Source organism: Streptococcus suis, from assembly GCF_024509555.1.
GTDB classification, from domain to species: domain Bacteria; phylum Bacillota; class Bacilli; order Lactobacillales; family Streptococcaceae; genus Streptococcus; species Streptococcus suis_AD.
In genome coordinates this window covers 36,189-61,006 of record NZ_JAMWEL010000006.1, presented here as the reverse complement: position 1 = coordinate 61,006, position 24,818 = coordinate 36,189, and the positions used below count along the sequence as shown (strand labels likewise).

30 protein-coding genes and 1 other annotated feature are annotated in these 24,818 nt (G+C 42.0%); of the genes, 26 read left to right on the top strand and 4 right to left on the bottom strand.

Annotation, left to right across the window (positions count from 1 at the left end; genetic code table 11):
• Positions 1-12 precede the first annotated feature (12 nt).
• From NF418_RS04175 to NF418_RS04090, 18 genes are all read left to right on the top strand, one after another.
• Positions 13-1,050, top strand: a complete 1,038-nt coding sequence (locus NF418_RS04175) for a DNA glycosylase AlkZ-like family protein (protein ID WP_256778557.1) — start codon at positions 13-15, stop codon at positions 1,048-1,050.
• A gap of 82 nt (positions 1,051-1,132) precedes the next feature.
• Positions 1,133-1,957: an alpha/beta hydrolase gene (locus NF418_RS04170; protein ID WP_256778556.1), complete on the top strand. Its 825-nt coding sequence runs from the start codon at positions 1,133-1,135 to the stop codon at positions 1,955-1,957.
• A gap of 27 nt (positions 1,958-1,984) precedes the next feature.
• Positions 1,985-2,731, top strand: coding sequence for an esterase family protein (locus NF418_RS04165; RefSeq protein ID WP_256778555.1), 747 nt, complete (start codon positions 1,985-1,987; stop codon positions 2,729-2,731).
• A 20-nt stretch (positions 2,732-2,751) separates the two neighbouring features.
• A complete protein-coding gene (locus NF418_RS04160; RefSeq protein WP_256778554.1) occupies positions 2,752-3,918 on the top strand; it encodes an ATP-grasp domain-containing protein in 1,167 nt (388 codons plus the stop codon).
• Between the two features lie 137 nt (positions 3,919-4,055).
• Positions 4,056-4,193 (top strand): hypothetical protein, encoded by a 138-nt coding sequence (locus NF418_RS04155; protein WP_171999458.1) that lies wholly within the window; start codon positions 4,056-4,058, stop codon positions 4,191-4,193.
• Between the two features lie 12 nt (positions 4,194-4,205).
• A complete protein-coding gene (locus tag NF418_RS04150) occupies positions 4,206-4,940 on the top strand; it encodes a TraX family protein (protein WP_256778553.1) in 735 nt (244 codons plus the stop codon).
• Positions 4,941-5,038: 98 nt separating this feature from the next.
• Entirely contained in the window at positions 5,039-5,179 is a 141-nt protein-coding gene (locus NF418_RS04145; protein ID WP_256778552.1) for a hypothetical protein, read from the top strand.
• Positions 5,180-5,191: 12 nt separating this feature from the next.
• Positions 5,192-5,581 carry a NisI/SpaI family lantibiotic immunity lipoprotein gene (locus NF418_RS04140; RefSeq protein WP_256778551.1) on the top strand — a complete coding sequence of 130 codons (390 nt, stop codon included), beginning with the start codon at positions 5,192-5,194 and terminating at the stop codon, positions 5,579-5,581.
• Between the two features lie 8 nt (positions 5,582-5,589).
• A complete protein-coding gene (locus NF418_RS04135; protein WP_256778550.1) occupies positions 5,590-6,342 on the top strand; it encodes an ABC transporter ATP-binding protein in 753 nt (250 codons plus the stop codon).
• Positions 6,343-8,313 (top strand): ABC transporter permease, encoded by a 1,971-nt coding sequence (locus NF418_RS04130; RefSeq protein ID WP_256778549.1) that lies wholly within the window; start codon positions 6,343-6,345, stop codon positions 8,311-8,313.
• A gap of 91 nt (positions 8,314-8,404) precedes the next feature.
• Entirely contained in the window at positions 8,405-8,644 is a 240-nt protein-coding gene (relB, locus tag NF418_RS04125) for a type II toxin-antitoxin system RelB family antitoxin (RefSeq protein ID WP_024376606.1), read from the top strand.
• The gene (locus NF418_RS04120; RefSeq protein WP_125175609.1) at positions 8,634-8,900 is read left to right on the top strand and encodes a type II toxin-antitoxin system RelE family toxin; all 267 of its coding nucleotides are present in this window, start codon (positions 8,634-8,636) and stop codon (positions 8,898-8,900) included. The genes relB and NF418_RS04120 overlap by 11 nt, the downstream gene beginning before the upstream one ends.
• Before the next feature lie 41 nt (positions 8,901-8,941).
• The gene (locus NF418_RS04115; protein ID WP_256778548.1) at positions 8,942-9,607 is read left to right on the top strand and encodes a DNA-binding response regulator; all 666 of its coding nucleotides are present in this window, start codon (positions 8,942-8,944) and stop codon (positions 9,605-9,607) included.
• Positions 9,604-10,545: a sensor histidine kinase gene (locus tag NF418_RS04110; protein ID WP_256778547.1), complete on the top strand. Its 942-nt coding sequence runs from the start codon at positions 9,604-9,606 to the stop codon at positions 10,543-10,545. Before NF418_RS04115 ends, NF418_RS04110 begins: the two co-directional genes overlap by 4 nt.
• A gap of 75 nt (positions 10,546-10,620) precedes the next feature.
• The gene (locus NF418_RS04105; protein WP_256778546.1) at positions 10,621-12,129 is read left to right on the top strand and encodes a phosphomannomutase/phosphoglucomutase; all 1,509 of its coding nucleotides are present in this window, start codon (positions 10,621-10,623) and stop codon (positions 12,127-12,129) included.
• Positions 12,130-12,464: 335 nt separating this feature from the next.
• On the top strand, positions 12,465-13,316 hold the full coding sequence (gene ylqF / locus NF418_RS04100) for a ribosome biogenesis GTPase YlqF (protein ID WP_256778545.1): 852 nt from the start codon (positions 12,465-12,467) through the stop codon (positions 13,314-13,316).
• Positions 13,303-14,082 (top strand): ribonuclease HII, encoded by a 780-nt coding sequence (locus tag NF418_RS04095; protein WP_256778544.1) that lies wholly within the window; start codon positions 13,303-13,305, stop codon positions 14,080-14,082. Before ylqF ends, NF418_RS04095 begins: the two co-directional genes overlap by 14 nt.
• The gene (locus tag NF418_RS04090) at positions 14,079-15,086 is read left to right on the top strand and encodes a YdcF family protein (RefSeq protein WP_256778543.1); all 1,008 of its coding nucleotides are present in this window, start codon (positions 14,079-14,081) and stop codon (positions 15,084-15,086) included. Before NF418_RS04095 ends, NF418_RS04090 begins: the two co-directional genes overlap by 4 nt.
• A 35-nt stretch (positions 15,087-15,121) precedes the next feature.
• Here the strand turns inward: NF418_RS04090 and trhA are convergent, their stop codons facing one another.
• The 4 genes from trhA to NF418_RS04070 form a co-directional block, all read right to left on the bottom strand.
• Positions 15,122-15,772: a PAQR family membrane homeostasis protein TrhA gene (gene trhA, locus NF418_RS04085; protein ID WP_256778542.1), complete on the bottom strand. Its 651-nt coding sequence runs from the start codon at positions 15,770-15,772 to the stop codon at positions 15,122-15,124.
• Positions 15,762-16,208: a DUF1836 domain-containing protein gene (locus NF418_RS04080; RefSeq protein ID WP_256778541.1), complete on the bottom strand. Its 447-nt coding sequence runs from the start codon at positions 16,206-16,208 to the stop codon at positions 15,762-15,764. Before NF418_RS04080 ends, trhA begins: the two co-directional genes overlap by 11 nt.
• Positions 16,209-16,316: 108 nt before the next feature.
• Positions 16,317-17,969, bottom strand: a complete 1,653-nt coding sequence (locus NF418_RS04075) for an FAD-dependent oxidoreductase (protein WP_256778540.1) — start codon at positions 17,967-17,969, stop codon at positions 16,317-16,319.
• The gene (locus NF418_RS04070; protein WP_256778539.1) at positions 17,966-18,289 is read right to left on the bottom strand and encodes a rhodanese-like domain-containing protein; all 324 of its coding nucleotides are present in this window, start codon (positions 18,287-18,289) and stop codon (positions 17,966-17,968) included. The genes NF418_RS04075 and NF418_RS04070 overlap by 4 nt, the downstream gene beginning before the upstream one ends.
• Positions 18,290-18,396: 107 nt before the next feature.
• Between NF418_RS04070 and NF418_RS04065 the strand changes: the two genes are divergently transcribed.
• From NF418_RS04065 to NF418_RS04030, 8 genes are all read left to right on the top strand, one after another.
• Positions 18,397-18,657 carry a metal-sensitive transcriptional regulator gene (locus tag NF418_RS04065; protein ID WP_009909865.1) on the top strand — a complete coding sequence of 87 codons (261 nt, stop codon included), beginning with the start codon at positions 18,397-18,399 and terminating at the stop codon, positions 18,655-18,657.
• Between the two features lie 10 nt (positions 18,658-18,667).
• Positions 18,668-19,225, top strand: coding sequence for a sugar O-acetyltransferase (locus NF418_RS04060; protein ID WP_256778538.1), 558 nt, complete (start codon positions 18,668-18,670; stop codon positions 19,223-19,225).
• Positions 19,226-19,284: 59 nt separating this feature from the next.
• Entirely contained in the window at positions 19,285-20,127 is an 843-nt protein-coding gene (gene dprA / locus NF418_RS04055) for a DNA-processing protein DprA (protein ID WP_256778537.1), read from the top strand.
• A gap of 91 nt (positions 20,128-20,218) precedes the next feature.
• Entirely contained in the window at positions 20,219-22,312 is a 2,094-nt protein-coding gene (gene topA, locus NF418_RS04050) for a type I DNA topoisomerase (RefSeq protein ID WP_256778536.1), read from the top strand.
• 113 nt (positions 22,313-22,425) lie between these two features.
• Positions 22,426-22,560: a sequence feature (ribosomal protein L10 leader region), on the top strand.
• A 26-nt stretch (positions 22,561-22,586) separates the two neighbouring features.
• Positions 22,587-23,081, top strand: a complete 495-nt coding sequence (rplJ, locus tag NF418_RS04045) for a 50S ribosomal protein L10 (protein ID WP_002936486.1) — start codon at positions 22,587-22,589, stop codon at positions 23,079-23,081.
• Positions 23,082-23,146: 65 nt separating this feature from the next.
• Positions 23,147-23,512, top strand: a complete 366-nt coding sequence (gene rplL, locus NF418_RS04040) for a 50S ribosomal protein L7/L12 (protein ID WP_256778535.1) — start codon at positions 23,147-23,149, stop codon at positions 23,510-23,512.
• Positions 23,513-23,710: 198 nt separating this feature from the next.
• On the top strand, positions 23,711-23,884 hold the full coding sequence (locus tag NF418_RS04035; RefSeq protein ID WP_256778534.1) for a hypothetical protein: 174 nt from the start codon (positions 23,711-23,713) through the stop codon (positions 23,882-23,884).
• Entirely contained in the window at positions 23,881-24,699 is an 819-nt protein-coding gene (locus tag NF418_RS04030; RefSeq protein ID WP_256778533.1) for a replication initiator protein A, read from the top strand. The genes NF418_RS04035 and NF418_RS04030 overlap by 4 nt, the downstream gene beginning before the upstream one ends.
• Positions 24,700-24,818: the final 119 nt, after the last annotated feature.

The following is a 24,818-nucleotide window of genomic DNA, read 5'->3' as shown; positions in this document are numbered from 1 at the left end:
AAGGAGAAACGAATGAATCACGATACTTGGAAGGGAATTATATTGAAGAAACAGGGCTTACTGGCACCTCAGTCCGTCCAGCAGATTTGCCAAAATCTCAATGGCTTGCAGGCTCAGTTCCAGCCTTATGTTCATTTCGGATTTCGGAACCGTATGTCAGTGGATGATTTTCATGAGGGGAGCTGGCAGGAGGAGCTGACACGCCAGTGGTCCATTCGGCGAACAGTCCATGCCTATCTCAAGTCGGAAATCCCTCTCTATATCCACGAGGGGCGGATGGTTAGTACCGACTATCTTCAAACCGACGGTCGCGATGATTTTTCACCTCAAACCAAGCAGAAGTATCATCGGATCATCCTAGAAGCCTTGGAACAAGCCCCTATGACCCGCGAGGAACTGAAAGTACTCTGTCGTGCGGAAAAGATGACGCAGGAAGAGGAGAAGCAGGTTTTCAACGCTTGGGGCGGCCTTTTTCGCTACATGGTCGAGCGTGGGGAAGTCTATCAGGAGTACGGTGCCAAACGTTTTCACCGTCTGACAGACTTTCAGCCACTTTCACGGGAAAAAGCAGAGCTGGAAATCGCACGGCGGTATTTTTCAGGTTTTGGTCCTGTCAGCTTAGCGGATGCTCGTTACTACTTCAAGGAAAATAAATCTACGGTCCTAAATTGGATGAAACAATTGGATTTGAAAACTATAGAAGTAGCAGGGGAAGAACGCTTCTATCTAGGAAAATTAGAAGAAGCAGAAGTACCAGACTGCCTCTTCATTGCAGGTTTTGACCAACTTTTGCTAGGTTACGAAAAGAAAGCCAATCCCTTCTTTGATCCCAAGCATATTCGGCAGATTTATACGCTGACAGGCATTGTCAAACCAGTTGTTTTCTACAAGGGACGACTGGTTGCGACCTGGCGACGTGATAAGGACAGGATTGAATTGGCTATATTTGAAAATCTGACCAATCGTGAACTGAAAGAACTGGAACGTTACCGTCGAGTCTATGAGGAACGATTAAAAACTGAGCAAAAATTGTTCGGAAAATCAGAATAATGAAATAAAAAAACTAAATTTTCTGAATATTTCAGAAAATCTGTGGTATAATACTAAAAACATTGTTTAGAAAGAGATGCATATGAATAAATCCTACTTTTATTTGGATATGAAAACGCACGAATTGGAAGTGCCCTTTACTGCTAGAAAACGCCGTGTCCGTGTTTTATTGCCAAAAGGTTATGAGGAAGATGCGGATAAAACCTACCCTGTTGTCTATTTCCATGATGGGCAAAATGTTTTATATAGCAAAGAGGCCTTTTCAGGTCATTCTTGGAAAGTCATTCCGACAATCAAGCGAAATCCCGATATTGCAAAGATGATTATTGTGGCCATTGACAATGATGGTGCTGAGCGTATGCACGAATACGCTGCCTGGAAGTTTAGCGAAATGGGCATCCCTGGAATTCAGTTTGGTGGCAAGGGTACTTTGTATGCCGAATTTGTTATGGATGTGGTGAAGCCCTTTATCGATCAAGAATACCGTACTAAGTCTGACAAGGCCCACACAGCTATGATTGGCTCGTCACTTGGTGGCAACATCACTCAGTTTATGGGGCTAGCCTATCAGGACCAAATTGGCTGTCTGGGAGTATTTTCATCTGCCAACTGGCTTCATCAAGAAGCTTTTGACCGCTATATTGAGCGTCAGGCCTTGGATAAGGACCAACGTGTTTATATTTACGTTGGGACAGAAGAAGCAGATGATACAGATAAAACCTTGATGGCAGGAAATATCAAGCAATCTTATATCAATTCCTCTCTGACTTACTATCGTCAATTGATAGCAGGTGGGGTTGTTTTGGACAATATTGCCTTGGAAGTTGTTTCCGGTGCCATTCATAATGAGGAAGCTTGGGCTGCTTATTTGCCTGATTGTTTGCGATTTTTAAGCGAAAAATGGTAATGTAAAGAATTAGTTAGGAGAAAAAAGATGCACGTAGAATTTTTAAGTCACTGGTCAGGTCATCTCGGTCGTGAAATGAATGTCAACCGTTATGGTCACGCAGGTATTCCTGTTGTCGTATTTGCTTCATCAGGTGGTTCTTACAATGAATATGCTGATTTTGGTATGATTGAAGCTTGTCGTGGCTCTATTGAAGCTGGTCAGGTCCAATTTTTTACTCTAACTAGCTACGATAGTGAAAGCTGGTTGGCAGACTGGAAATCCATTCATGATAAGGCAGAGGCTCACCGCGCCTACGAACGCTATGTGATTGAAGAGGCGGTTCCATTTATTAAACATAAAACTGGCTGGTTTGATGGGATGATGACAACTGGTTGTTCAATGGGAGCCTATCACGCGCTGAATTTCTTCCTCCAGCATCCAGATGTATTTACAAAAGTCATCGCCCTTTCAGGTATCTATGATGCTCGTTTCTTTAATAATAACCATGACTATGGTCATGATGATGCAGTTTATCAAAATTCACCAGCAGACTATATCTGGAACCAAAATGATGGTTGGTTTATCGACAAATACCGCCAAGCAGATATCATCGTCTGCACAGGTTTGGGCGATTGGGAGCAAGATGGCTTAGACTCATTTTATAATCTAAAACGCGCATTTGAAGAGAAAAATATCCCAGCTTGGTTTGACACTTGGGGTACTGATGTGGCTCACGACTGGGTATGGTGGAGAAAGCAAATGCCATTCTTCCTTCACTCTATCGGACTATAAAAAATTAGAAAGGACTGCCTATGAATTATCTCGTTATTTCCCCCTTTTATCCAGAAAATTTCCAACCATTTACTATTGAATTGGCTAAAAAAGAAGGTGTTACAGTTCTAGGTATAGGACAAGAACCTTATGATCAATTGCCTGAAGAGCTCCGCAATGCTTTGACAGAATATTTCCGTGTGGAAGATTTGGAAAATATCGATGAAGTCAAGCGTGCAGCTGCTTTCTTGATTTACAAACATGGACCAATTGATCGTGTAGAATCTCATAACGAGCACTGGCTTGAAAACGACGCAGCCCTCCGTGAGCAATTTAATATCTTTGGAGCCAAACCAAAACACCTGAAAAAGACTAAATTTAAGTCTGAAATGAAAAAATATTTCAAAAAAGCAGGAGTTCCAGTCGTTCCAGGTGTTGTTGTTAAAACAGATCGTGACTTTGGCAGAGCTTTGAAAAATGTTGGATTCCCAATGATTGCTAAGCCAGACAATGGTGTCGGTGCATCTGGGACTTTTAAAATCGAAAATAAGGAAGATTTTGATCGATTTGTCGACACTTGGGATAGAAGTACCGTCTATTTCTTAGAAAAATTTGTCAATTCAAGCATTATTACTACCTATGATGGCTTGCTAGACCACGAAGGCAAAGTTGTCTTTGAAACAGGCTTGACTTATGTTCATACTCCATTTGAATTGATGCAAACCAAGAAGGACAATGCCTACTTTATCGAGAAAGAACTAGATCCAAAGTTGGTGGAATATGGCAGAGCTATTATCAAGGCTTTTGGTATGAGAGAGCGTTTTTTCCATATTGAATTTTTCAAGGAAGGTGATGATTATATCGCCATTGAATACAATAACCGTATGGCAGGTGGTTTCACAGTTGAAGCCTATAACTACGCCCATTCCATTGATCTTTTCCGTGATTATGCCAATGTTGCAACAGGTGGTACAGTTGAGGAACGTAGATTTGAACCACAATACTGCTTGGTAGCAACTCGTCGTGATACAACTGACTATGTTCACTCTGCAGATGACATTCATCAGAAATTCGCTGGTAAGATTAAAACCGTCAAACGCATGCCAGATGCCTTTGCAGAATTGCAAGGAAATGATGCCTACCTCCTTGTGACAGAGAGCAAGGAAGAGTTGGATGAAATGATTGCCTACATTGGTCTAACAAAATAAAACTAACTGTAAGACGCCAGAAATGGTGTCTTTTTTCTTGCTTACAAAGTTGTAAGTTTCTTAGTATGAACTGTAAGGGAGTGGCAAAGGGATCTGTTCTATAATAGACTCATAAGTAAACGAAAGAAGGAAATCATATGTCATTCAAATTTTTACAAGCCAAACATATTTTTGGTAAAACACGAGAGAGCAAACGACTAGAAAAACAGGAAAAACAAGCTGAATTTCTATTCAAATTAGAACACGAACTCTTTCAACGCAACTGGATGTACTAGGAGGTTTAAGTGGTGAAATCGTATAATGCATATCAACTGAAACTCGCCATGGCCGGCTTGATGGTTTTGGATCATCTGAAACTCATACCAGATTTTATCCCAGACCAACTTAGTATGGTCTTTCACATGGTCACTCGATGTGTTGCAGTCTTCTTTGCTTACATGTTAGTGGAGGGGTTTCTTCATACCAGAAATGTCAAAGCCTATCTTTTGCGACTATATTGTGCGGCAGGACTAATGGCCACTGGAAATGCTTTTATAAACAGTCTTTACCAATCAAAAGGTATCTATATCAGTAACAATATCTTTCTAACATTAGCTGTTGGATTAACTATGCTCATTTGTTTGAAGGAATTTAAAAATAATAGTAAAACTCGACAAGTGATTCAAGTTGTCCTAGCTGGTTTGTGCTTGATAGTCGGGTCAGCATTCACAGAAGGAGGAGCAGTTGTCTTACCGTTTATCCTCATTACTTACTTAGGTCGTAAGACACCATTCAAAAGAAATTTTGCCTATATTATGTTGGCTTTACTTTTGCTCTTATCATCCTATCATCCTTATGAGTCTATTGAAATGACTATACAAATGATGCTTTTCAATGCAGACTGGTTATTTATTTTAGTCCTACCAATTCTCGGTCTTTATAATGGACAAGCAGGGCCCCGCACAACGTTTTCCCGTTATTTCTTTTACATCTTCTATCCGCTTCATTTGTGGATACTAGCCACGATTGGATATTTTCTCTAAACTTACAATCTTGTAAGTTTTTGCGTCAGAACTGTAAGAGAATAGGTTGACTAAATCATCTATAATAAACTCATAAGAAACAGAAAGAAGGAAATCATATGTCATTCAAATTTTTACAAGCAAAGAGAATAGAAGAAAAGGTATTCTCTGAAAAAGAGAAGATTGAACTCATGGAACAAGCTTCATTCTTGGAAGAGCTCGCCCATGATTTGCAAAGTATGCGATTTATGGCATACTAGAGGGAGGAAACTATGAAAAAGAAAGCATTTGGCTTGCTGGCTTTGGGCAGTATAATGCTAACTGCTTGTTCTTCCTCTTCAGCAGGCCTTAGCTTTGATGAGGGCTATCAAACTTTCCATTACAAGGGAAAAGACTATGCCGTTAGCAAACAGGAAGTTGCCGAAGATAGTATTCAAGGAACAGAAGTTCAGTTTATGGAATGGCCTGTTGTCAAAGAAGAAGGGGCAGTGAAAAAGACAGTATCCTTGAATAATCTCTATGTAACAACTAGCAAGGAATGGGCCATCGGTGTCCAGGATGGTTATTATAAGGTGGATTTAGAAGATAATATTGCTGAATCAGACCGAATCGACTATCAAGCATTACTTGATACAGTTGATTTATCCAAAGAAAACAATTAGGAGTTTGTATGTTATTAGAAATCAATCATTTAGAAAAAGTTTACCGCACGCGCTTTTCAAAAGAGGAAACTCGTGCCTTGCAAGATGTGGATTTTAAGGTAGAAGAGGGCGAGTTTATCGCTATCATGGGGGAAAGTGGGTCTGGTAAGACGACCTTGCTCAACATTCTTGCAACCTTGGACAAGCCGACGAGGGGCTCTGTTATCTTAAACAATCAAGACATCACAAAAATCAAGGAAAGCAAGCTGGCCGATTTCCGTTTGCGTAACCTAGGTTTTGTTTTCCAAGATTTTAATCTCTTGGATACCCTGTCCATCCAAGACAATATCTTTTTACCTCTGGTATTGGCACGTACCAGCCATGAGGAAATGGAAAAACGGTTGAAAGCTTTAGCTCCAAAATTACGCATTCAAGATTTGTTGAAGAAACGTCCTTTTGAACTATCTGGTGGACAAAAGCAGCGCGTGGCCATTGCCCGTAGTTTGATTACCCAGCCGCAGATTGTCCTAGCGGATGAACCGACGGCGGCTCTAGATTATCGCAATTCAGAGGACTTGCTGAATTTGTTTGAAGAGATTAACCGTGACGGCCAAACCATTCTCATGGTGACCCACTCAGCCAACGCAGCCAGTCATGCCAAACGGGTTCTCTTTATCAAGGACGGTCGCATTTTCCATCAACTGTACAAGGCAGACAAGAGCAATCAAGATTTTGCTAAGGAAATTTCCCTCAATATGTCTGCACTTTTAGGGGGTGAGTAGATGTTTTACCTCAAACTTGCTGGGCAAAATATCCGAAAATCCATGGGTGTGTTTGCTCCCTTCGTTTTAGCCAGTCTTGTGCTATTTACTCTGATTTGTTCCATGTTCTTGCTCATGCTGAGTCCAGTTATGAAGACCATGGGCTCTGGTGCCGTTTCTATCGGTCTTGGTGTTGTTGTTCTGACCATTTTCTCGGTCATTATGGAGATTTATAGCTTTAATTTCCTGATGAAACAACGGGCGAGGGAATTTGGTCTCTATAACATGCTGGGGATGAACAAGAAAAAAGTAGCCTTGATAGCCAGCCTCGAATTGATGATGATTTTCTTGCTAGTTGTGGTTCTTGGTTCTGTCTTAGCAGGTGTGTTTTCAAATGTTCTCTACTTGATTTTTGTCAATATAACACATTATAGTGATTTGCATTTTGGAATAGCCCCTTTGGCCTTTGTCATGACCGCCTTTCTCTTTGCTGGTATCTTCTTTCTCTTGGAATTGCTAGCCATTCGGACCATTGGTAAGACCAGTCCACTGATTTTGTTCCGAGCTAGTGAAAAAGGGGAGAAGGAGCCAAAAGGCAATGTCCTTCTGGCTGCCCTTGGTGTAGTGGGATTGGGGGTTGGATACTACCTATCGCTTTCATCTAAAGCAGAAGGTCTAGCTGTTATCTATCGGTTCTTTATCGCTGTGCTCTTTGTCATTGCGGGGACCTATCTGTTCTATATCAGCTTTATGACTTGGTATTTGAAGGCTCGTCGGAAAAACAAGCGGTATTTCTATACGCCAGAGCATTTCATTACCACATCGCAGATGATTTTCCGTATGAAACAGCACGCAACGGGTTTGGCCAATATTACACTGCTTGCCGTCATGGCCTTTGTAACCATTGCGACTACAACCTCCCTTTATACAGGTATGAGCAGTATGACAGGTGCACTATATCCCAAGGAAACATCTATTACCTATAAAGTTTCGGATAGAAGTCAAGGTGAAGCTGCCTATCAGCAATCGGTGCTCAGCCATTTTCCAGAAAAAGCCAATGACAATCTATCCTACCTGACCTATCAAGCTGGGTTGGTCTATGATGGTGGCGAAGAGATTGTCATTAGCCCAGAAAATATTTCCAATCCAGACTTTAGCAAAATAGCCTTTACCTACTTCATCACGCAAGATGATTTCAGGAAATTAGGTAATGACCTGCCAGAGCTTGCTGCTCATCAAGTTGCTTTTATGCGTCCGAGCGAAAAACCATCGCTGAAGAAGCTTGTTTTGGGCGATCAAACCTTTGAGAATGTAGCCAATCTTGACCAGGCTATTTTCCCAGACATCACCAATACGCTAAATGCCGCCGTTATGGTAGTCAGTGATGACACTGTGTTGGATACTGTTCGTGAGTATTATGAGTCCAATAATCCGCAAGGCTATCAAGTCAGTCTGGACTACCGTGTCTTTACCGATTTGACTGATGTAGAGGTTGCTTCGATTGGTGAGCAAACTGGTGACTCTTATAATATCAACGATGCAAACGGAGAATTCCTAGGATATGCTATGCAAAAATCCGATTTCAACAATTTACTGATGGGCTTTACAGGCGGCTTCCTCTTTACAGGCTTTTTGTTGGGCATTAGTTTCTTGTTAGGTGCTGCCTTGATTATCTACTACAAGCAGTATTCGGAAGGACATGAGGACAAGAAATCCTACAAGATCCTACAAGAAGTGGGCATGAGTACAGCAGCGGTCAAAAAGACCATTAACTCTCAAACGCTTTTGGTCTTCTTTATGCCTTTGGTCATGGCGACCCTACACTTTGTCATCGCCCTTGTCATGCTCAAGCAAATGCTACTGACCTTTGGGGTTACCTCATCTCTTATGATTTACACGGTCAGTGGAATTACTTTGCTTGCAGTTGCCTTGATTTACTTTGTCATTTACAAGTGGACCAGTCGCACCTATTACCGCATTATTGAACGGTAGAAGAAGTCTCGCCTTGTGCGAGATTTCTTGCATTTTCAGGGAAAGGGTGTTACAATGGTAATACCAAAGGAATACCAGAAGAGGTGAGAAGATGGCAGCTATTACATTGAAAGTTTCTGAGCAGGACAAACTCTTTATGCAGGCTATGGCAAAGTTTGAAGGTGTCAGTTTGTCAGAACTCATTCGGACTAAAACACTTGAAGCCCTTGAAGATGAGTACGATGCGCGTGTGGCTGATATTGCTTGGGCAGAATACCAAGCAGACTTGGCGAATGGAATTGAGCCGATAACACTAGAACAAATGGCTGAGGAGTTGGGCATTGAGTTATAAGGTTATTTTGTCCGCTAAGGCTCAAAAGCAAATTCGAAAGATGGATAAAACCGCTGCAGGTTTGATTTTGCGGTATCTTTACAAGCATATTGACGGTTGCGACAACCCTAGACAATACGGAAAGGCATTGACTGCCAACCGTTCTGGCCAATGGCGGTACCGTATCGGTAATTACAGGGTCATCGTCAGCATTGAGGATGATAAATTGATCGTAACAGCCCTAGAAGTCGGGCATCGAAAAGAAGTATATAAATAAAAAGCCAAGACCTGTGTCCTGGCTTTTGCAGAATGAAGAAGATGAAAAAAGAGAAGATTTATATTGTTGAAGATGATGAGATGATTGTCCAGCTCTTGAAGCAACACCTGGGCAAATCTTATCAGGTAGAAAGTGTTCAGAATTTCCGAGCAGTTAGTCAGGAAGTGGCGGAAATTAAACCAGACTTGGTGCTGATGGACATTAGCCTACCCTATTACAACGGCTTTTACTGGACGACGGAAATTCGTAAAACCATGACCATGCCCATTATCTTTATCTCCTCTAGCGATGATGAAATGAATGCGGTTATGGCTATGAACATGGGAGGGGATGATTTTGTGTCCAAGCCCTTTTCGTTGGGAATTTTAGATGCCAAAATCGCTGCCTTCTTGCGTCGGGTCAATCAATTCAGCAAATCAACCAATTTGTCAATTGACCAGTTTCAACTTAGTTTAGACGGACGATTTACAAACAAATCGGATCAGGTTCAATTATCTCCTACGGAAACCAAGATTTTGTCCGCCTTACTAGAAAGACAAGGGCAGATTGTCAGCAAGGAAGAACTCTTGGAAAAACTCTGGGAAAATGAAGAATTTATCGATCAGAATACGCTCAATGTAAACATGACCAGACTGCGTAAGAAGGTGAGCGAAGTCGGGTTTGAACGAATTCATACGGTTCGTGGCGTGGGGTACCTGGTCAAATGATAGCAAAATTTATCCGAGAATTCCGCAGTTTTTATTTCGCATATCTGCTCTTGGCTGGCAGTTTTAACTTGCTCTTCTATCTTTACAAACTGCCCTCCGAATTCCTGCAAAACGCTCTGCTATTGTCCTTAACCCTTATCATCCTACTGACAGTAGGCCTGTTCTGGAAGTTTCGCAACCGCATGAGTGCCTTGGAAGACTATGTCCATGAAGAAGCTCTGCCCCTGCTTAATAAGCCTGTGGACCTTGCCTATCTCAACTTGATTGAAGCGGAAAAGGAGGCGACGCGGGAGCAGCTTTTGGTCTATAAGTCACGAGAAGAAGACCTGCAAGCTATGGTCAAAATGTGGTCCCACCAAATGAAAGTGCCTCTGGCTGCCCTGTCTTTGATGAGCCAGACTGACAATCTCAATCAGAAAGATGTCGACCACCAGCTTTTGCGCTTGGATAATTATATGGCAAATCTCCTCAACTACCTCAAGCTGACCAACCATGCCAGCGATTTTCGATTTGAGCAGGTGGAAGTCAGAGATGTGGTGGTCGATTTGGTCAAAAAATACCGCAATCAGTTCTTGCAAAAGGATATTTCAGTGACCATCGATGGATATTGGCTACTGAAAACCGACAGAAAATGGCTCAGCTTTGCCCTGTCACAGATAATCGACAACGCCCTCAAGTACAATAAGACTGGTGGTAAGGTGGCCATTGAATTGAATGGCGGAATTTCCATTTCCGATACGGGAATTGGCATTCTGGCAGAAGACATTCCACGCCTGTTTGACGAAGGTTTTACAGGTTTTAATGGCCGTGAACACCAAAAAGCGACAGGATTTGGATTGTATCTGGCCAAGCGGGTCTTGAATCAGTTGGAACTAGCTATTTCCGTGGAAAGTCAACTGGAAGTTGGGACAACTGTAAGCATCACTAAAGTACAGTAGAAGCTGTGCTTTTTTCATTTTGAAACCGCTTCGAAAATATGATATACTAAATTTAGTTTGAATTAGGAGGTCACTATGCCCCATCATCACGCCTTACAAAACGGATCAGATATTCGTGGAATTGCTATCGCTACAGACGAATACGCTGTCAACCTCACTCCACAAGCCACCAAGGAAGTGGTTCGCGGACTCATCCATTGGCTAACTCAGAAGCCGGAACTGGCACAGGCCTATCAAGAAGGACAGCTCAAGATTGGTATTGGTCGAGACAGTCGCCTCAGCGGTCCAGATTTGGTTTCAGCCTTTACAGAAGAAGCCGTTCGTCTGGGCGTTCAGCTGATTGACTTTGGTATGGCCACAACACCAGCCCTCTTCATGAGCACCCAGTACCCGCAGTTCAAGTGCCACGCTGGTGTCATGATCACTGCCAGCCACCTGCCCTATTACTTCAACGGCATTAAGATTTTTTCGGAAAATGGCGGAGCAGAACATGAAGATATTGACTTCATCCTCTCGCATAGTGAAGATTTGCCAGCTTCTTCCCTTGGAAGTGTAACTACTGCAGACCTGATTACGCCTTATGCCCAAGACTTGGTTGATAAAATTCGTACCGCCTGTGGTGGACAAGAAAAACCACTGACAGGTCTTAATATCATCGTTGATGCTGGAAACGGTGCAGGCGGATTTTTTGCTGAGAAAGTTTTGGCAGAATTGGGAGCAGATACCACTTGTTCGCAATTCCTAGACCCAGACGGCACCTTCCCAAACCATGTTCCAAACCCAGATAACAAGGAAGCTATGGAAAGCATTCGTCAGGCTGTCTTGAAGCAAGGTGCAGACCTAGGCATTATCTTTGATACCGACGTTGACCGTGCCGCCCTGGTCACCAAGTCAGGTCAAATTCTCAATCGTAACAACCTGATTGCCGTTCTCAGCCAGATTGTCCTAGCTGAACATCCAGGAACCAGTATTGTGACCAATTCCCCAACGACTGAACACCTTAAGGTCTTTATAGAAAGCCTGGGAGGCAAACAAATTCGCTATATTTCAGGCTACCGTAATGTCATCAACCGTGCTATTTTAGCAAACCAAGAGGGAGTTAATTGCCAGTTGGCTATCGAAACCTCTGGACATGCTGCCTTTAAGGAAAATTACTTCCTTGATGACGGGACCTATGTAGCGGCTAAGATTCTCATGCTCTTACCAAAACTGCAAGCGGAAGGCAAGTCCTTGGACGACTTGATTGCCCAGCTTAAACAACCGCTGGAAACCCAAGAAGTGCGGTTCAAACTAGAAGCGGCAGACTATCGAGCACTCGGTGAACAGGTGATTGCTGACCTCCGCCAATCCAGTCTCGAAGGCTTTGCTTTTAACCCAGAAAACGAAGAAGGAGTTCGGTTTGACCTGACCGATCCTTATGGTGACGGCTGGTTCTTGCTCCGTATGAGCCTCCACGAGCCACTCTTGGTCTTGCAGGTGGAGAATGACCAGACAGGCTATATTCCTGCCGTTTTACGAACCCTCTCAGCCTTTTTGGATCAGTACCCAACAGTCAATCAGGAGAAATTGAAAGCATTGATTTAATATTTTATGTTTGTATAAGTTCGCTTAAAGTGCTGAAAAGTTGACGATTTTAAAAGAAAAATACACTCGCAATTGTCTCTTACTATTTTCTTGAACCCATATTAGTCGAAGATATTTTTATTGATTAGATTAATAAAAATTGAAAGAGAGCTAGTGAACTCTGGATTGCACTAACTATAGTCAAGTTGCTAGTTCAGCAATTGATAAATTTTCGAGGAAATAGCTAGCTTTGAGCTGATAAAGTTATATGACAAATTCCCTTATTTTTGCTACAATATAAGAAAAACAAGCCGTTTTTACGGCTTTTTTCAATGAATCATATTTAGGAGGACCCCATGGCAACAATTCAATGGTTTCCGGGCCATATGTCCAAGGCACGTCGGCAGGTGCAGGAGAACATCAAGCACGTTGATTTCGTGACCATTTTGGTCGATGCCCGCCTGCCCCTATCCAGCCAAAACCCCATGCTGACCAAAATTGTTGGTGATAAGCCCAAGCTTATGATTTTAAATAAGGTTGATTTGGCAGATTCTGTCCGTACAAAAGAATGGCAGAGCTACTTTGAAGGTCAGGGCATTCGCACCCTTGCCATCAACTCAAAGGAACAAGCGACGGTGAAAAAGGTGACCGACGCAGCCAAGAGCCTGATGAAAGAGAAGATTGAACGCCTCCGCCAAAGAGGGATTCAAAAAGAAACCCTGCGGACCATGATTATCGGCATCCCAAATGCAGGTAAGTCCACTCTTATGAACCGTCTGGCTGGTAAGAAAATCGCCGTTGTCGGCAACAAACCAGGTGTAACCAAGGGCCAACAGTGGCTCAAGTCCAACAAGGACCTTGAAATCCTTGATACACCAGGTATTCTCTGGCCTAAATTTGAGGACCAGGAAGTTGGACTTAAGTTGGCTCTGACAGGAGCTATCAAGGATCAACTCTTGCCAATGGATGAAGTAACTATTTTTGGTTTGGACTATTTCAAGGCCAACTACCCAGAACGTCTACAAGAGCGGTTCAAGGGCATGGATTTGGAGAAGGAAACGCCTGAACTCATCATGGACTGGACAAAAAAACTAGGCTTCCGTGATGATTATGACCGTTTTTTCAACCTCTTTGTCAAGGACGTTCGGGACGGGCGTTTAGGCACTTATACATTAGACAAGGTGAGTGACTTAGATGGCAACGATTAAGGAAGTGACTACTCTGCTGGCTCAGGTAGATAGTCTGGACAGTTCTGTCTGGGCAGACTTAGCTCAGGATGATCGAGCAGGGGTCCAGGCTGCCATCAAGAAACGCCGTAAGGAGCTGGAAAAAGAAGCAGCAGAAGATGCCCGCTTAGAAGCTATGCTATTCTACGAAAAAGCCCTTTATGAAAATGGGGTGGAGTTCATCGCTGGTATCGACGAAGTCGGCCGAGGGCCTCTAGCAGGTCCGGTGGTGGCAGCGGCGGTCATCTTGCCCAAGGGCTGTAAAATTCGCTACCTCAACGACTCCAAGAAAATCCCCAAGTCCAAGCACGAGGCTATCTACGAAGAAGTGATGGAGCGAGCGGTGGCAGTCGGTGTAGGCGTCAAAGATGCGGCTGTCATCGACCAGGTCAACATCTATGAGGCGACCAAATTAGCCATGTTGGAAGCTTTGGGGCAGTTGAGCCAGGAGCCTGAACACCTTTTGATAGACGCTATGAAGTTGGATACACCCCTACCGCAAACTTCTATCATCAAGGGAGATGCCAATAGCCTATCTATCGCAGCGGCCTCTATCGTAGCCAAGGTGACGCGGGACAAGATGATGACAGACTATGACAAGGAATTCTCAGGCTACGGCTTCGCTAAGAATGCTGGTTATGGAACGGCAGAGCACTTGGAAGGCTTGAACAAGCTAGGTATCACGCCCATTCACCGCAAGACCTTTGAGCCCATTAAGTCTATGCTAACAGGAGGACACAAGCCGTGACAGTCTTTTTCTGGCTATTTTTAGCTGCTATCGGTCTGTTTGCTCTCGTCTATTTCTGGGAGCGGCGGTCGATTTTTATCTCACTATTTGTTTTGAACGTTCTGGTCTGGGCTTTGGCCTGGGTCGTGTCAACAGGTATTTTAGAAAATAACGAAATCTTGCGGTTGTTGGCAATCGCTCTGGCAATGGTATTGGCTCTAGCCTTCTTGAGTGGTCCATTTGTCTTGCTGATTACCCTCTATCTGAACGGTTTTCGGATTTTGAAGCGAGAAGGTGTCCGTTTTCATAACTTTTTATCGTTAGGATTAGCTATCGGCTTAACATTTTATCTCTTTATCGCGCCGTCTGTAGCAAGCACCCTTTCTGGTATCAGTTTTTTCAATATGGTGTTTGTCTATGTTGGATTTTTAGTGTCCTATGCCATTTTCATCAGCATGCTCTATACAACATCTAGCTTTGTCAACTTGGTCAATCTTTTCCAAGGGAAACTAGATTATGTAGTGGTGCTAGGAGCAGGTCTGATTGGTGACCAGGTGACGCCACTTTTGGCTTCGCGGATTGAAAAAGGCATAGCGATCTACCAGAAACATCCTGGCAGCAAGCTGATCATGTCAGGCGGACAAGGTCCTGATGAACTCATAGCTGAAGGTCAAGCTATGGCAAATTATGCCTTGGAGAAAGGAGTGCCTGCTGAAGATATTCTCATCGAAAACCAATCAACCAACACAGAAGAAAATTTGAAATTTTCCTATGCCCTGATGAAACCTGGCAGTCGATTTGCCCTTGTAACCAATTACTATCACGTTTTCAGAGCTCTGCTATTGGCACGACAATTGAAAATCAAATGTATCGGCTACGGCGCAAAAACCAAATTTTACTTTAGCCTTAATGCCTTCATTCGGGAATTTGTAGGCTATGTAGTCATGAGTCGAAAGGCGCATTTGGTCTTTTTGAGTATCGTGTCAGTTCTTTATCTGCTCGGAATGATCATCAGTTTAATGTAGTAAAAACAGCCTCTAGTTGACTAGAAGCTGTTTTCTTATAGCATAAAATAGACAATGGCAATGTATTGCAGTGCTGAAGCCAATAGGATAAAGAGATGCCAAATCATGTGGAAATAAGGCTTTTTCTTAGCATAGAAGTACGCGCCAATGGTGTAGGATAATCCACCAGCTAGCATCAAAATTCCGAAAACAAGTCCAGTCTTTTGAAGAATGGCTGGTAAGATAAAGACAATCAACCAGCCCATGAAAAGATAGAGGAAGAGACTGAATTTTTCGTTTATTTTCTTAGCAAAAATTTTATAGAGTATACCGAAAATAGTCAATCCCCACTGCAAACCAACAATCAGATAGCCCAGCCAACCACCGACCAAGGAAAGTGCAACAGGTGTGTAACTTCCAGCGATGGCAATGTAAATCATGCTATGGTCAATAATCCTCAGGATGTATTTGTGAGTAGAAGCATAGGGCATGGAGTGGTAGATGGAAGAGGATAGGAACATGAGGAAAAGGCTGATGACAAAAATGGACATGCCGACAACCGCTGTCACGTTATAATCTTGAAAAGAATGAATAGCAGTAATAGGGAGTAAAATCAGCATAAGCAAGGCCCCAACTGCATGTGTCACGCTATTTGCGACTTCTTCACCAAATGAAAGTTTTAGACTTAATTTCAAACTAGGATTCATGAAATCTCCTTTCTAACTCAACAGTGAGTTGACGGGTTTTGTAGTATAGTTTGACGGATTGACAAGCATAGCGAATGATGTCAGGCGTTTCTTCATTTTCCTCGTTTCGCATGCAGTCAACAAAATGATTGTATAGTGTTTCAGAACTGTTTGTCTGGAGAAGAAGATGTAAGGTCTGACTGATTTCTTGAATGGAAAAGACATTCTTTAAAATAGTCAAGGCAATCAAGCGGGCAACTTGCTGTTTTTGATATTTTTTCTTAACAGGTTTTTCGAGCTGCTTGTGCTTGACATAGTTGTTTATCATGGCAGCAGTCAATTTCTTCTGTTCAATATCATCAGGTGAAATGGTCATTTGGTTGACATATAAAAGAACTTGGTCTAGGTAGAGGTCCAAGTCTGGCAGTTCATACCAGTAGGGGAGGGAATGTTTCATCGATTATCAACGTTCTTATATCTAGTAATGATAACTAGATTGTAAGATATTGTATATTAAAAGTCAAGAAAAAACCTTCTGGACCCAAAATCACAGAAGGTTAGTTGCTTATGGTTTGATAATATTTTCAGGCAATACCATTTTATAAAGTGAATAGGCACCATCTAGGTTCTTGACGCTAAAACCATTTTCTTTCAAGATTCGTTCGGCAATATAAGAACGGAGTCCACTATGGCAGCTGACAATGTATTCTTTTGAAGCATCCAGTTCTCCAATTCGCTCACGGAGTTGGTCCAAAGGAATATGAATGAATTCCTTGAACTGTCCCTTTGCGACTTCACCAGGATTGCGGACATCTAATAGAACTTTACCAGTAGCTAACTCCTCATCTAACTGGTGCCATTGGATGTTTTGGCTAATCCCTTCTGCGATGTTCATAGCAGCATAGCCAATCATATTGACAGGATCTTTGGCTGAACCAAATGGCGGAGCGTAAGTCAATTCAAGCTCAGGTAAATCAAAAATCGTCAGTCCAGCCTTGATAGCAGTTGCAAGGACATCTATCCGCTTATCTACTCCCTTTTGACCGACTGCCTGGGCACCGAAAATTTTGCCGTCAGTTGTCGAGAAAATGAGTTTCAGCACAATATCAGTCGCACCTGGATAGTATGAAGCATGGTCTTTTCCAGTCGTATGAACGACGGCATATTCATAGCCGAGTGATTGGACAGTACCTTCGCTCAATCCTGTCGAGGCAGCGGCCAGGTCAAAAACCTTGACGATAGCTGTTCCGATTGAGCCTCTGTTAGTGCGAGCCAGTCCAGCAATGACATCCGCTACTTGTCGACCCTGACGATTGGCAGGAGAAGCCAGGGAAATCAAGGCATCTTGACCTGTAATTTCTTGTTTAACAACAATTGCATCACCAACGGCATAGATATTTTCTTGACTAGTTTGGTAGTTTTGGTCCACGAGAATACCTCCACGTAAACCCAATTCGATTCCAGCATTTTTTGCCAGTTGACTATCAGGAGCAACACCAACTGATAAAATAGTCACATCAGATGATAGGGTCTGTCCGTTAGACAATTCGATTACCTGACCATGTTCATGAAAAGCAGTAACAGACTGCCCTGTGATAACCTCGACACCCTTACTTGTTAATTCTGCTTCCACATATCGTGCCATTTCTAGGTCAAATGTTGGCAATACATGAGGAGCCTGTTCGACAAGAGTGACTTTTAAGCCTTTTAAGGCAAGATTTTCAGCCATTTCCAGACCGATAAAACCTGCACCGATAACAATTGCCTGACCGGATTCGATTTGGTCTAGCTTGGCCATAATCTTATCTAAATCGGGCACATTTCGTAGAGTAAAGAGATTGCTTGCTTCTTCAATACCAGATAGATTCGGAATGATAGGTTTAGCGCCGGGTGATAGGATTAGTTTGTCGTAGCTTTCAATCAATTCACCTTGCGAAGTTTTGACTGTTACAGTTTGCTGCTCAGCATCAATACTAATGACTTCATGGAAGGGGCGGACATCTAGATTGAAACGTTGTTTCAAACTTTCTGGCGTTTGAAGCAATAAACTGTCATGCTCTGCTATTTCTCCAGAAATGTAATAGGGTAAACCGCAGTTGGCAAAGGAAACATACGGGCCCTTCTCAAAAACGATGATTTCAGCATCTTCCATCAGACGACGCAGACGAGTAGCGGCAGACATACCGCCAGCGACACCACCTACAATAATTATTTTCATGCTATTCCTCCTGTCCAGGCATTCATACCGCCTTTTACGTTGATTGCTTGATAGCCTTGAGATTTTAGATATTCTGTCGCCCGTTGGCTACGCATACCAGATTGACAGATGATCAGATAGTTCTTGGTTTTGTCACCTTTAAATTGGTCAAGTTGACTTAAGGGTTGGTTGATAGCCTGTGGAATGTGACCGCTGGCAAATTCGTCAACTTCGCGAACATCAAGCAAAATAGCATTCGATGATTGTATTGCTTGTTCTACATCAGTTATCGGAAGACTGTCTGAGTTTGAAAACATTCCTGAAAATAATTGTTTAAACATTGTTACTCCTTTTATACCCTTAGGGGTATCTAAAATATATCAAGGAATTCAAAAGATGTCAAGGTAAAAAATTGACATTTTTCACTTCAAGCAGTACCATATAGGGTATGAATACTGATAAGAAAAAGATGATAAACCGTTTGAAACGGGCCGAAGGTCAGCTCAGAGGCATTCAGAAAATGATTGAAGAAGATCAGGAATGTATTGATATTGTAACTCAGTTGAGTGCTGTTCGTTCCAGCATTAATAGTATGATGGGAATGGTTATTGCTCAGAAGGTACAAGATTGTATCACTCATCCATCTGAAAACCCTGAAGAACAAGAAGCTCGTCTTGCTCAAGCTATCAATTTAATCATAAAAAAATAGGAGTAGGGGTATGTCGACAGAAAGAGAAAAAATGATTGCAGGTCAGTTTTATCAAGCTGGTGTTCCAGAATTAGTTCAGATGCGGATTATAGCACGTCAAAAAATGAAACGATTTAACAATGAACTGGATGGTAAGGTTCGCACGGAGCAATTGAAGAACTGGTTTGGAACTACAGGCCAACGCATCTATATGGAGCCAAATTTCTACTGTGACTACGGTAGTAATATTCATGTTGGTGAGGATTTTTACGCAAATTTTAACTGTACCATGTTGGATGTCTGTCCCATTACCGTTGGGAAAAATGCCATGTTGGGTCCCAATGTGCAGTTGCTAACCCCACTTCATCCACTAGATCCTGATGAACGAAATTCTGGTTTGGAATACGGGGCTCCAATTACCATTGGTGATAATTTCTGGGCTGGTGGTGGTGTGACAATCTTACCTGGCGTGACCTTGGGCAACAATGTCGTTGTTGGTGCTGGTTCTGTCGTGACTAAATCTTTTGGTGATAATGTCGTTTTAGCGGGCAATCCTGCGCGTGTTATCAAAGAAATACCTCAAAAATAATTCTTCTTCGGGAGAATTTTTTTCTTTGCCTTGCGAATAGACTAGGTGAGGTGAAGAAAATGAATAATTTTGAATTGTTTAAATGGAAAAAAGCAGGTTTAACCAATCTAAATATTAATAAAGTTTTGGCCTATCAAGAAAAACACGGTAAAAAATTGACCTTACGCAATATCGCTGTGGTATCTGAATGCAAAAACCCTATTCTCTTTATGGAGAACTATAAGAATTTGGATACCAAAGCCTGTCGCGAGGAATTTAATAAGTATCCATCATTTTCAATTTTAGATGACATCTATCCTTTGGCGCTCAAACAGATTTACAATCCACCTGTACTTTTGTTTTATCAAGGGGATTTAGAATTGCTGGAAAAATCCAAGCTGGCAGTCGTTGGTACACGAAATGCAAGTAAAAATGGTATTCAGTCTGTTCAGAAAATTATTAAGGAACTAAATAATCGCTTTGTTATTGTTAGTGGTCTGGCAAGAGGAATTGATACAGCTGCCCATATTGCTAGCCTGAAAAATGGTGGACAAACCATTGCAGTTATTGGAACAGGTTTGGATAAGATTTATCCAAAAGAAAATAAGGATTTGCAGACCTATATTGGAAAATACCATTTGGTGCTGACAGAGTATGAACCAGGTGCAGACCCTCTCAAATACCATTTTCCAGAACGCAATCGCATTATAGCTGGTTTGGTGGAAGGATTGGTGGTTTGTGAAGCTAAAATGCGGTCGGGTAGCTTGATTACATGTGAACGTGCCTTGGAAGAAGGAAGAGAAGTTTATGCCATTCCTGGTACTATTTTGGATGGGAAATCAGATGGTTGCCATCATTTGATTCAAGAGGGGGCAAAGTGCATTACATCAGGCTTGGACATCCTTTCAGACTATCAATTTTAAATTAAGTTCTCCTATAGGAAAATAAAAATCTTGACACTAGCTGAAAAATAGTATATTCTTTGTGAGTTAAAAATATTTGTAAGGAATGAGAATGGCTACAAAAACAGTTAGTAAGAAAAAAACAGCGAACAAGAAAAATCTGGTTATCGTAGAGTCGCCTGCCAAGGCCAAGACCATTGAGAAATATCTTGGTAAAAATTACAAGGTAGTTGCATCGGTCGGACATATCCGTGATTTGAAAAAATCCAGCATGTCCATTGACTTTGACAATAACTACGCACCTGAGTATATCAATATCCGAGGAAAAGGTCCGCTTATCAATTCATTGAAAAAAGAGGCAAAAAATGCCAAACAAGTCTATCTGGCAAGTGACCCGGACCGTGAAGGAGAAGCAATTTCTTGGCATCTGGCTCATATCTTGGGACTAGATGAAAAAGATAAAAACCGGGTTGTTTTCAACGAGATCACCAAGGATGCCGTTAAAAATGCCTTCAAGGAACCACGTGCCATCAATCATGACTTGGTCGATGCCCAACAGGCTCGTCGTGTTTTAGACCGTATCGTTGGATATTCGATTTCACCCATTCTTTGGAAGAAAGTCAAAAAAGGCTTGTCAGCAGGCCGTGTGCAATCTGTTGCCCTCAAGCTCATCATTGACCGTGAAAATGAAATCAACAATTTCAAACCAGAGGAATATTGGACAATCGATGCTACCTTTAAAAAAGGTACCAAGAAATTCCAAGCCAGCTTTTATGGCTTAGATGGAAAAAAAGTCAAGGTTGAAAACAATGAACAGGTCAAGGAGATTCTGGCTCGTTTAAATAGTGACGAATTCTTAGTTGAACAGGTGGAGCGTAAGGAACGTAAACGTAATGCACCGCTTCCTTATACAACCTCGACTATGCAGATGGATGCAGCTAATAAAATCAACTTCCGTACTCGTAAAACCATGATGGTTGCTCAACAGCTTTATGAAGGGGTTAGTCTTGGTACAGGTGGTACACAAGGTTTGATTACCTATATGCGTACGGATTCGACCCGTATCAGTCCAGTTGCTCAGGCTCAGGCAGCGGAGTTTATCACAGAACGTTTTGGAGAAAAGTATTCCAAACATGGTAGCAAAGTCAAGAATGCGACTGGTGCCCAAGATGCCCACGAAGCTATTCGACCGTCCAATGTCCAATTTACTCCGGAATCTATTGCAAAGTATCTGGATAAGGACCAACTTCGTCTTTATACCCTGATCTGGAATCGTTTTGTGGCTAGTCAGATGGCTGCAGCGGTCTTTGATACCATGAGTGTTCGCCTAGGTCAAAATGGAGTGATTTTTGCAGCCAATGGTAGTCAAGTCAAATTTGATGGTTACATGGCTGTCTATAATGATTCGGATAAGAATAAGATGTTGCCAGATATGGAGCAGGGTGATACAGTTGTACGCACATCAACAAATCCTGAACAACATTTTACGCAGCCACCTGCTCGCTACTCTGAAGCAACCTTAATTAAAACATTAGAAGAGAATGGTGTAGGTCGTCCGTCAACCTATGCTCCAACTATTGAAACCATTCAGAAACGCTATTATGTTAAGCTTGCTGCTAAGCGCTTTGAACCAACTGAGCTTGGTGAGATTGTCAACAAACTCATTGTCGAATTTTTCCCTGATATCGTAAATGTTAAGTTTACAGCCGATATGGAACAGAAATTGGATGATGTCGAGATTGGTAAGGAGCAGTGGCAGAAGGTTATCGATGGTTTCTATCAACCATTTAAAGTGGAACTTTCTAAAGCTGAAGACCAAATGGAGAAAATCCAAATCAAGGATGAGCCAGCTGGTTTTGATTGTGAAGTTTGTGGACATGAAATGGTCATTAAACTAGGTCGTTTTGGAAAATTCTATGCTTGTAGTAATTTCCCCGATTGCCGCAATACCAAACAAATTACCAAGGAAATCGGCGTGACTTGTCCAGTGTGTCAACAAGGCCAGGTCATTGAGCGTAAGAGCAAACGAAATCGACTTTTCTATGGTTGTGACCGTTATCCAGAGTGTGAATTTACCTCCTGGGATAAACCTGTTGGTCGTGCCTGTCCAAAATGTGACCACTATCTCGTTGAGAAAAAAGTTCGTGGTGGTGGTAAACAAGTTGTCTGTCCAAATGGTGACTACGAAGAAGATAAAATTAAATAAGATAAGACTGCTATTCTCATGGGAATGGCAGTTGTTTTTCTAAGTATGGAAATATTTTTTAAAAAAATAAGAGAAAAGTCTTGCATTCTATGAAATACTGTGTTATGATTATTGAGGTTTGAAAAAACTGACCTAAGACAGTAGGGGAGCTAGACTCGTAAACATCCTACCGAGGCACAAAACGATTATTGAGATAAACGTATTTGTACTTTCGTGTCTAGGTTTAGGTGCGATTTTTTTGTGCCTAGCCCAAAATAAAAACGGAGGTAAAAAAATGAGTGAAGCTATTATCGCTAAAAAAGCGGAATTAGTAAATGCCGTTGCTGAGCAAATGAAAGCTGCAACATCTATCGTTGTTGTAGACGCTCGTGGTTTGACAGTTGAACAAGATACAGTTCTTCGTCGTAACTTGCGTGGTGCAGAAGTTGAGTACAAAGTTATCAAAAACTCAATCTTGCGTCGTGCTGCTGAGCAAGCTGGTCTTGAAGGTCTTGCAGAATTGTTTGTAGGTCCATCTGCAGTTGCATTCTCAAATGATGCAGTTGCTCCAGCTAAAACAATTTACGATTTCGCGAAAACTGCAGATGCTCTTGAAATCAAAGGTGGAGCTGTAGAAGGTAAAGTTTCTTCTAAAGAAGAAATCGAAGCTCTTGCTACATTGCCAAACCGCGAAGGCATGCTTTCTATGTTGCTTTCTGTACTTCAAGCGCCAGTTCGCAACGTTGCATACGCTGTCAAAGCTGTTGCAGAAAAAGAAGACGCAGCTTAATGCGTCAGAGCGTAGCTGCTTAGTGCTACAAACTATTTAAAAACCTAAATTGGAGGAAAATCACAATGGCATTGAACATTGAAAACATTATTGCTGAAATTAAAGAAGCTACTATCCTTGAGCTTAACGACCTTGTTAAAGCTATCGAAGAAGAATTTGGTGTAACTGCGGCTGCTCCTGTAGCTGTTGCTGCAGTTGGTGGTGCTGCTGAAGAAGCTAAAGATTCATTCGACGTTGAATTGACATCTGCTGGCGACAAAAAAGTTGGCGTTATCAAAGTTGTACGTGAAATCACTGGTCTTGGCCTTAAAGAAGCTAAAGAGCTTGTTGACGGTGCACCAGCTATGGTTAAAGAAGGCGTTGCAACTGCAGAAGCTGAAGAAATCAAAGCTAAATTGGAAGAAGCAGGCGCTTCAGTTACTCTTAAATAAGAGTCACATCATAATTAGATTGCGGAATCCCTATTTACCAGTCTTTGAGAGCGATAAGCGATTGATAGAAACTGATAAATTGATTTGGTTTCCTGCCAGAAATCCTGCCAAAAATTCTTTGGCAGGATTTTTGTTTTAATAAATTTTCAGGGGTAGACATTTGATTGTCTACCCCTTTTTTGCGTTGTGGAGGTAATCATGCAAAAGTTTGAACAATCATCACGCCAAATCGTGATGTGTCATCTCGTGACTATCTTAGGAGTTGATATTGTGAAAGCAACTCAGCTAATTGATGAAATGGAACAAGTAGGTTTAATCCGATTTGATGAATTCGGAAATGTTGGACTTTTTGTCTTGGAGGGACAATCATGAAACGAATTACCGCTGATCAGTATCAAACATCAGAGCGTTATTATAAACTCCCTAAAATTTTGTTTGAGAGTGAACGTTATAAGGATATGAAGCTGGAGGTTAAGGTAGCCTACGCGGTTTTAAAAGATAGGTTGGAGCTGTCTTTGAGTAAGGGCTGGATTGATGAGGATGGGGCTATTTATTTGATTTATTCCAATTCAAATCTGATGGCACTATTAGGCTGTTCAAAGTCAAAACTACTCTCTATCAAGAAAACCTTACGCGAATATGGCTTAATTGATGAAGTCCAACAATCCTCTAGTGAAAGAGGTCGAATGGCAAATAAAATTTACTTGGGGGAATTAGAACATGAAACTACCCCAGTCTTACATACAGACGTGGCTAGTGTTAAAAAAACACTAGGGGGGTCTCAAAGAAAGACGGGGCCGGTCTTATATTCAGCCCCTAGTGAGACTGAAGGAAGTGAGACTAAATATAGTGAAACTAAAGGGAGTGATTTACTTATTGAGGACGAGGAGGAGAGGCAGCTAGTAGATGAGAAACAAGAAGAGAACTTTACTTCAAAAGTCGATGCCGTGACCAAGTACGATCGAGACTATATTGGGGGTTTGGTTCATGACCAGTTAAGACAGACGGGTCTATCTCAGTCAGCTAGTGACTATGCCATGATTTATTTTAGTGACCGTTATCAGTATGCTTTGGAATATATGCGATTTGCTCGGTCAGCGGAAGTAATAGCTGAATACGTATTTAATGGTGTGCTGTCAGAGTGGACCAAGCAACTGAGACGACAAGAAGTAAAGGGAGGTGATTAAGTTGATTTGGTGGATACTAGGTGGAATCTATCTGATTTCTATCGTCATTTTGATTGTTGAAATCATACGTGCACCAGAAATGGATGATCATATATAAGCAAGAGTTTTACAAGTGTAAG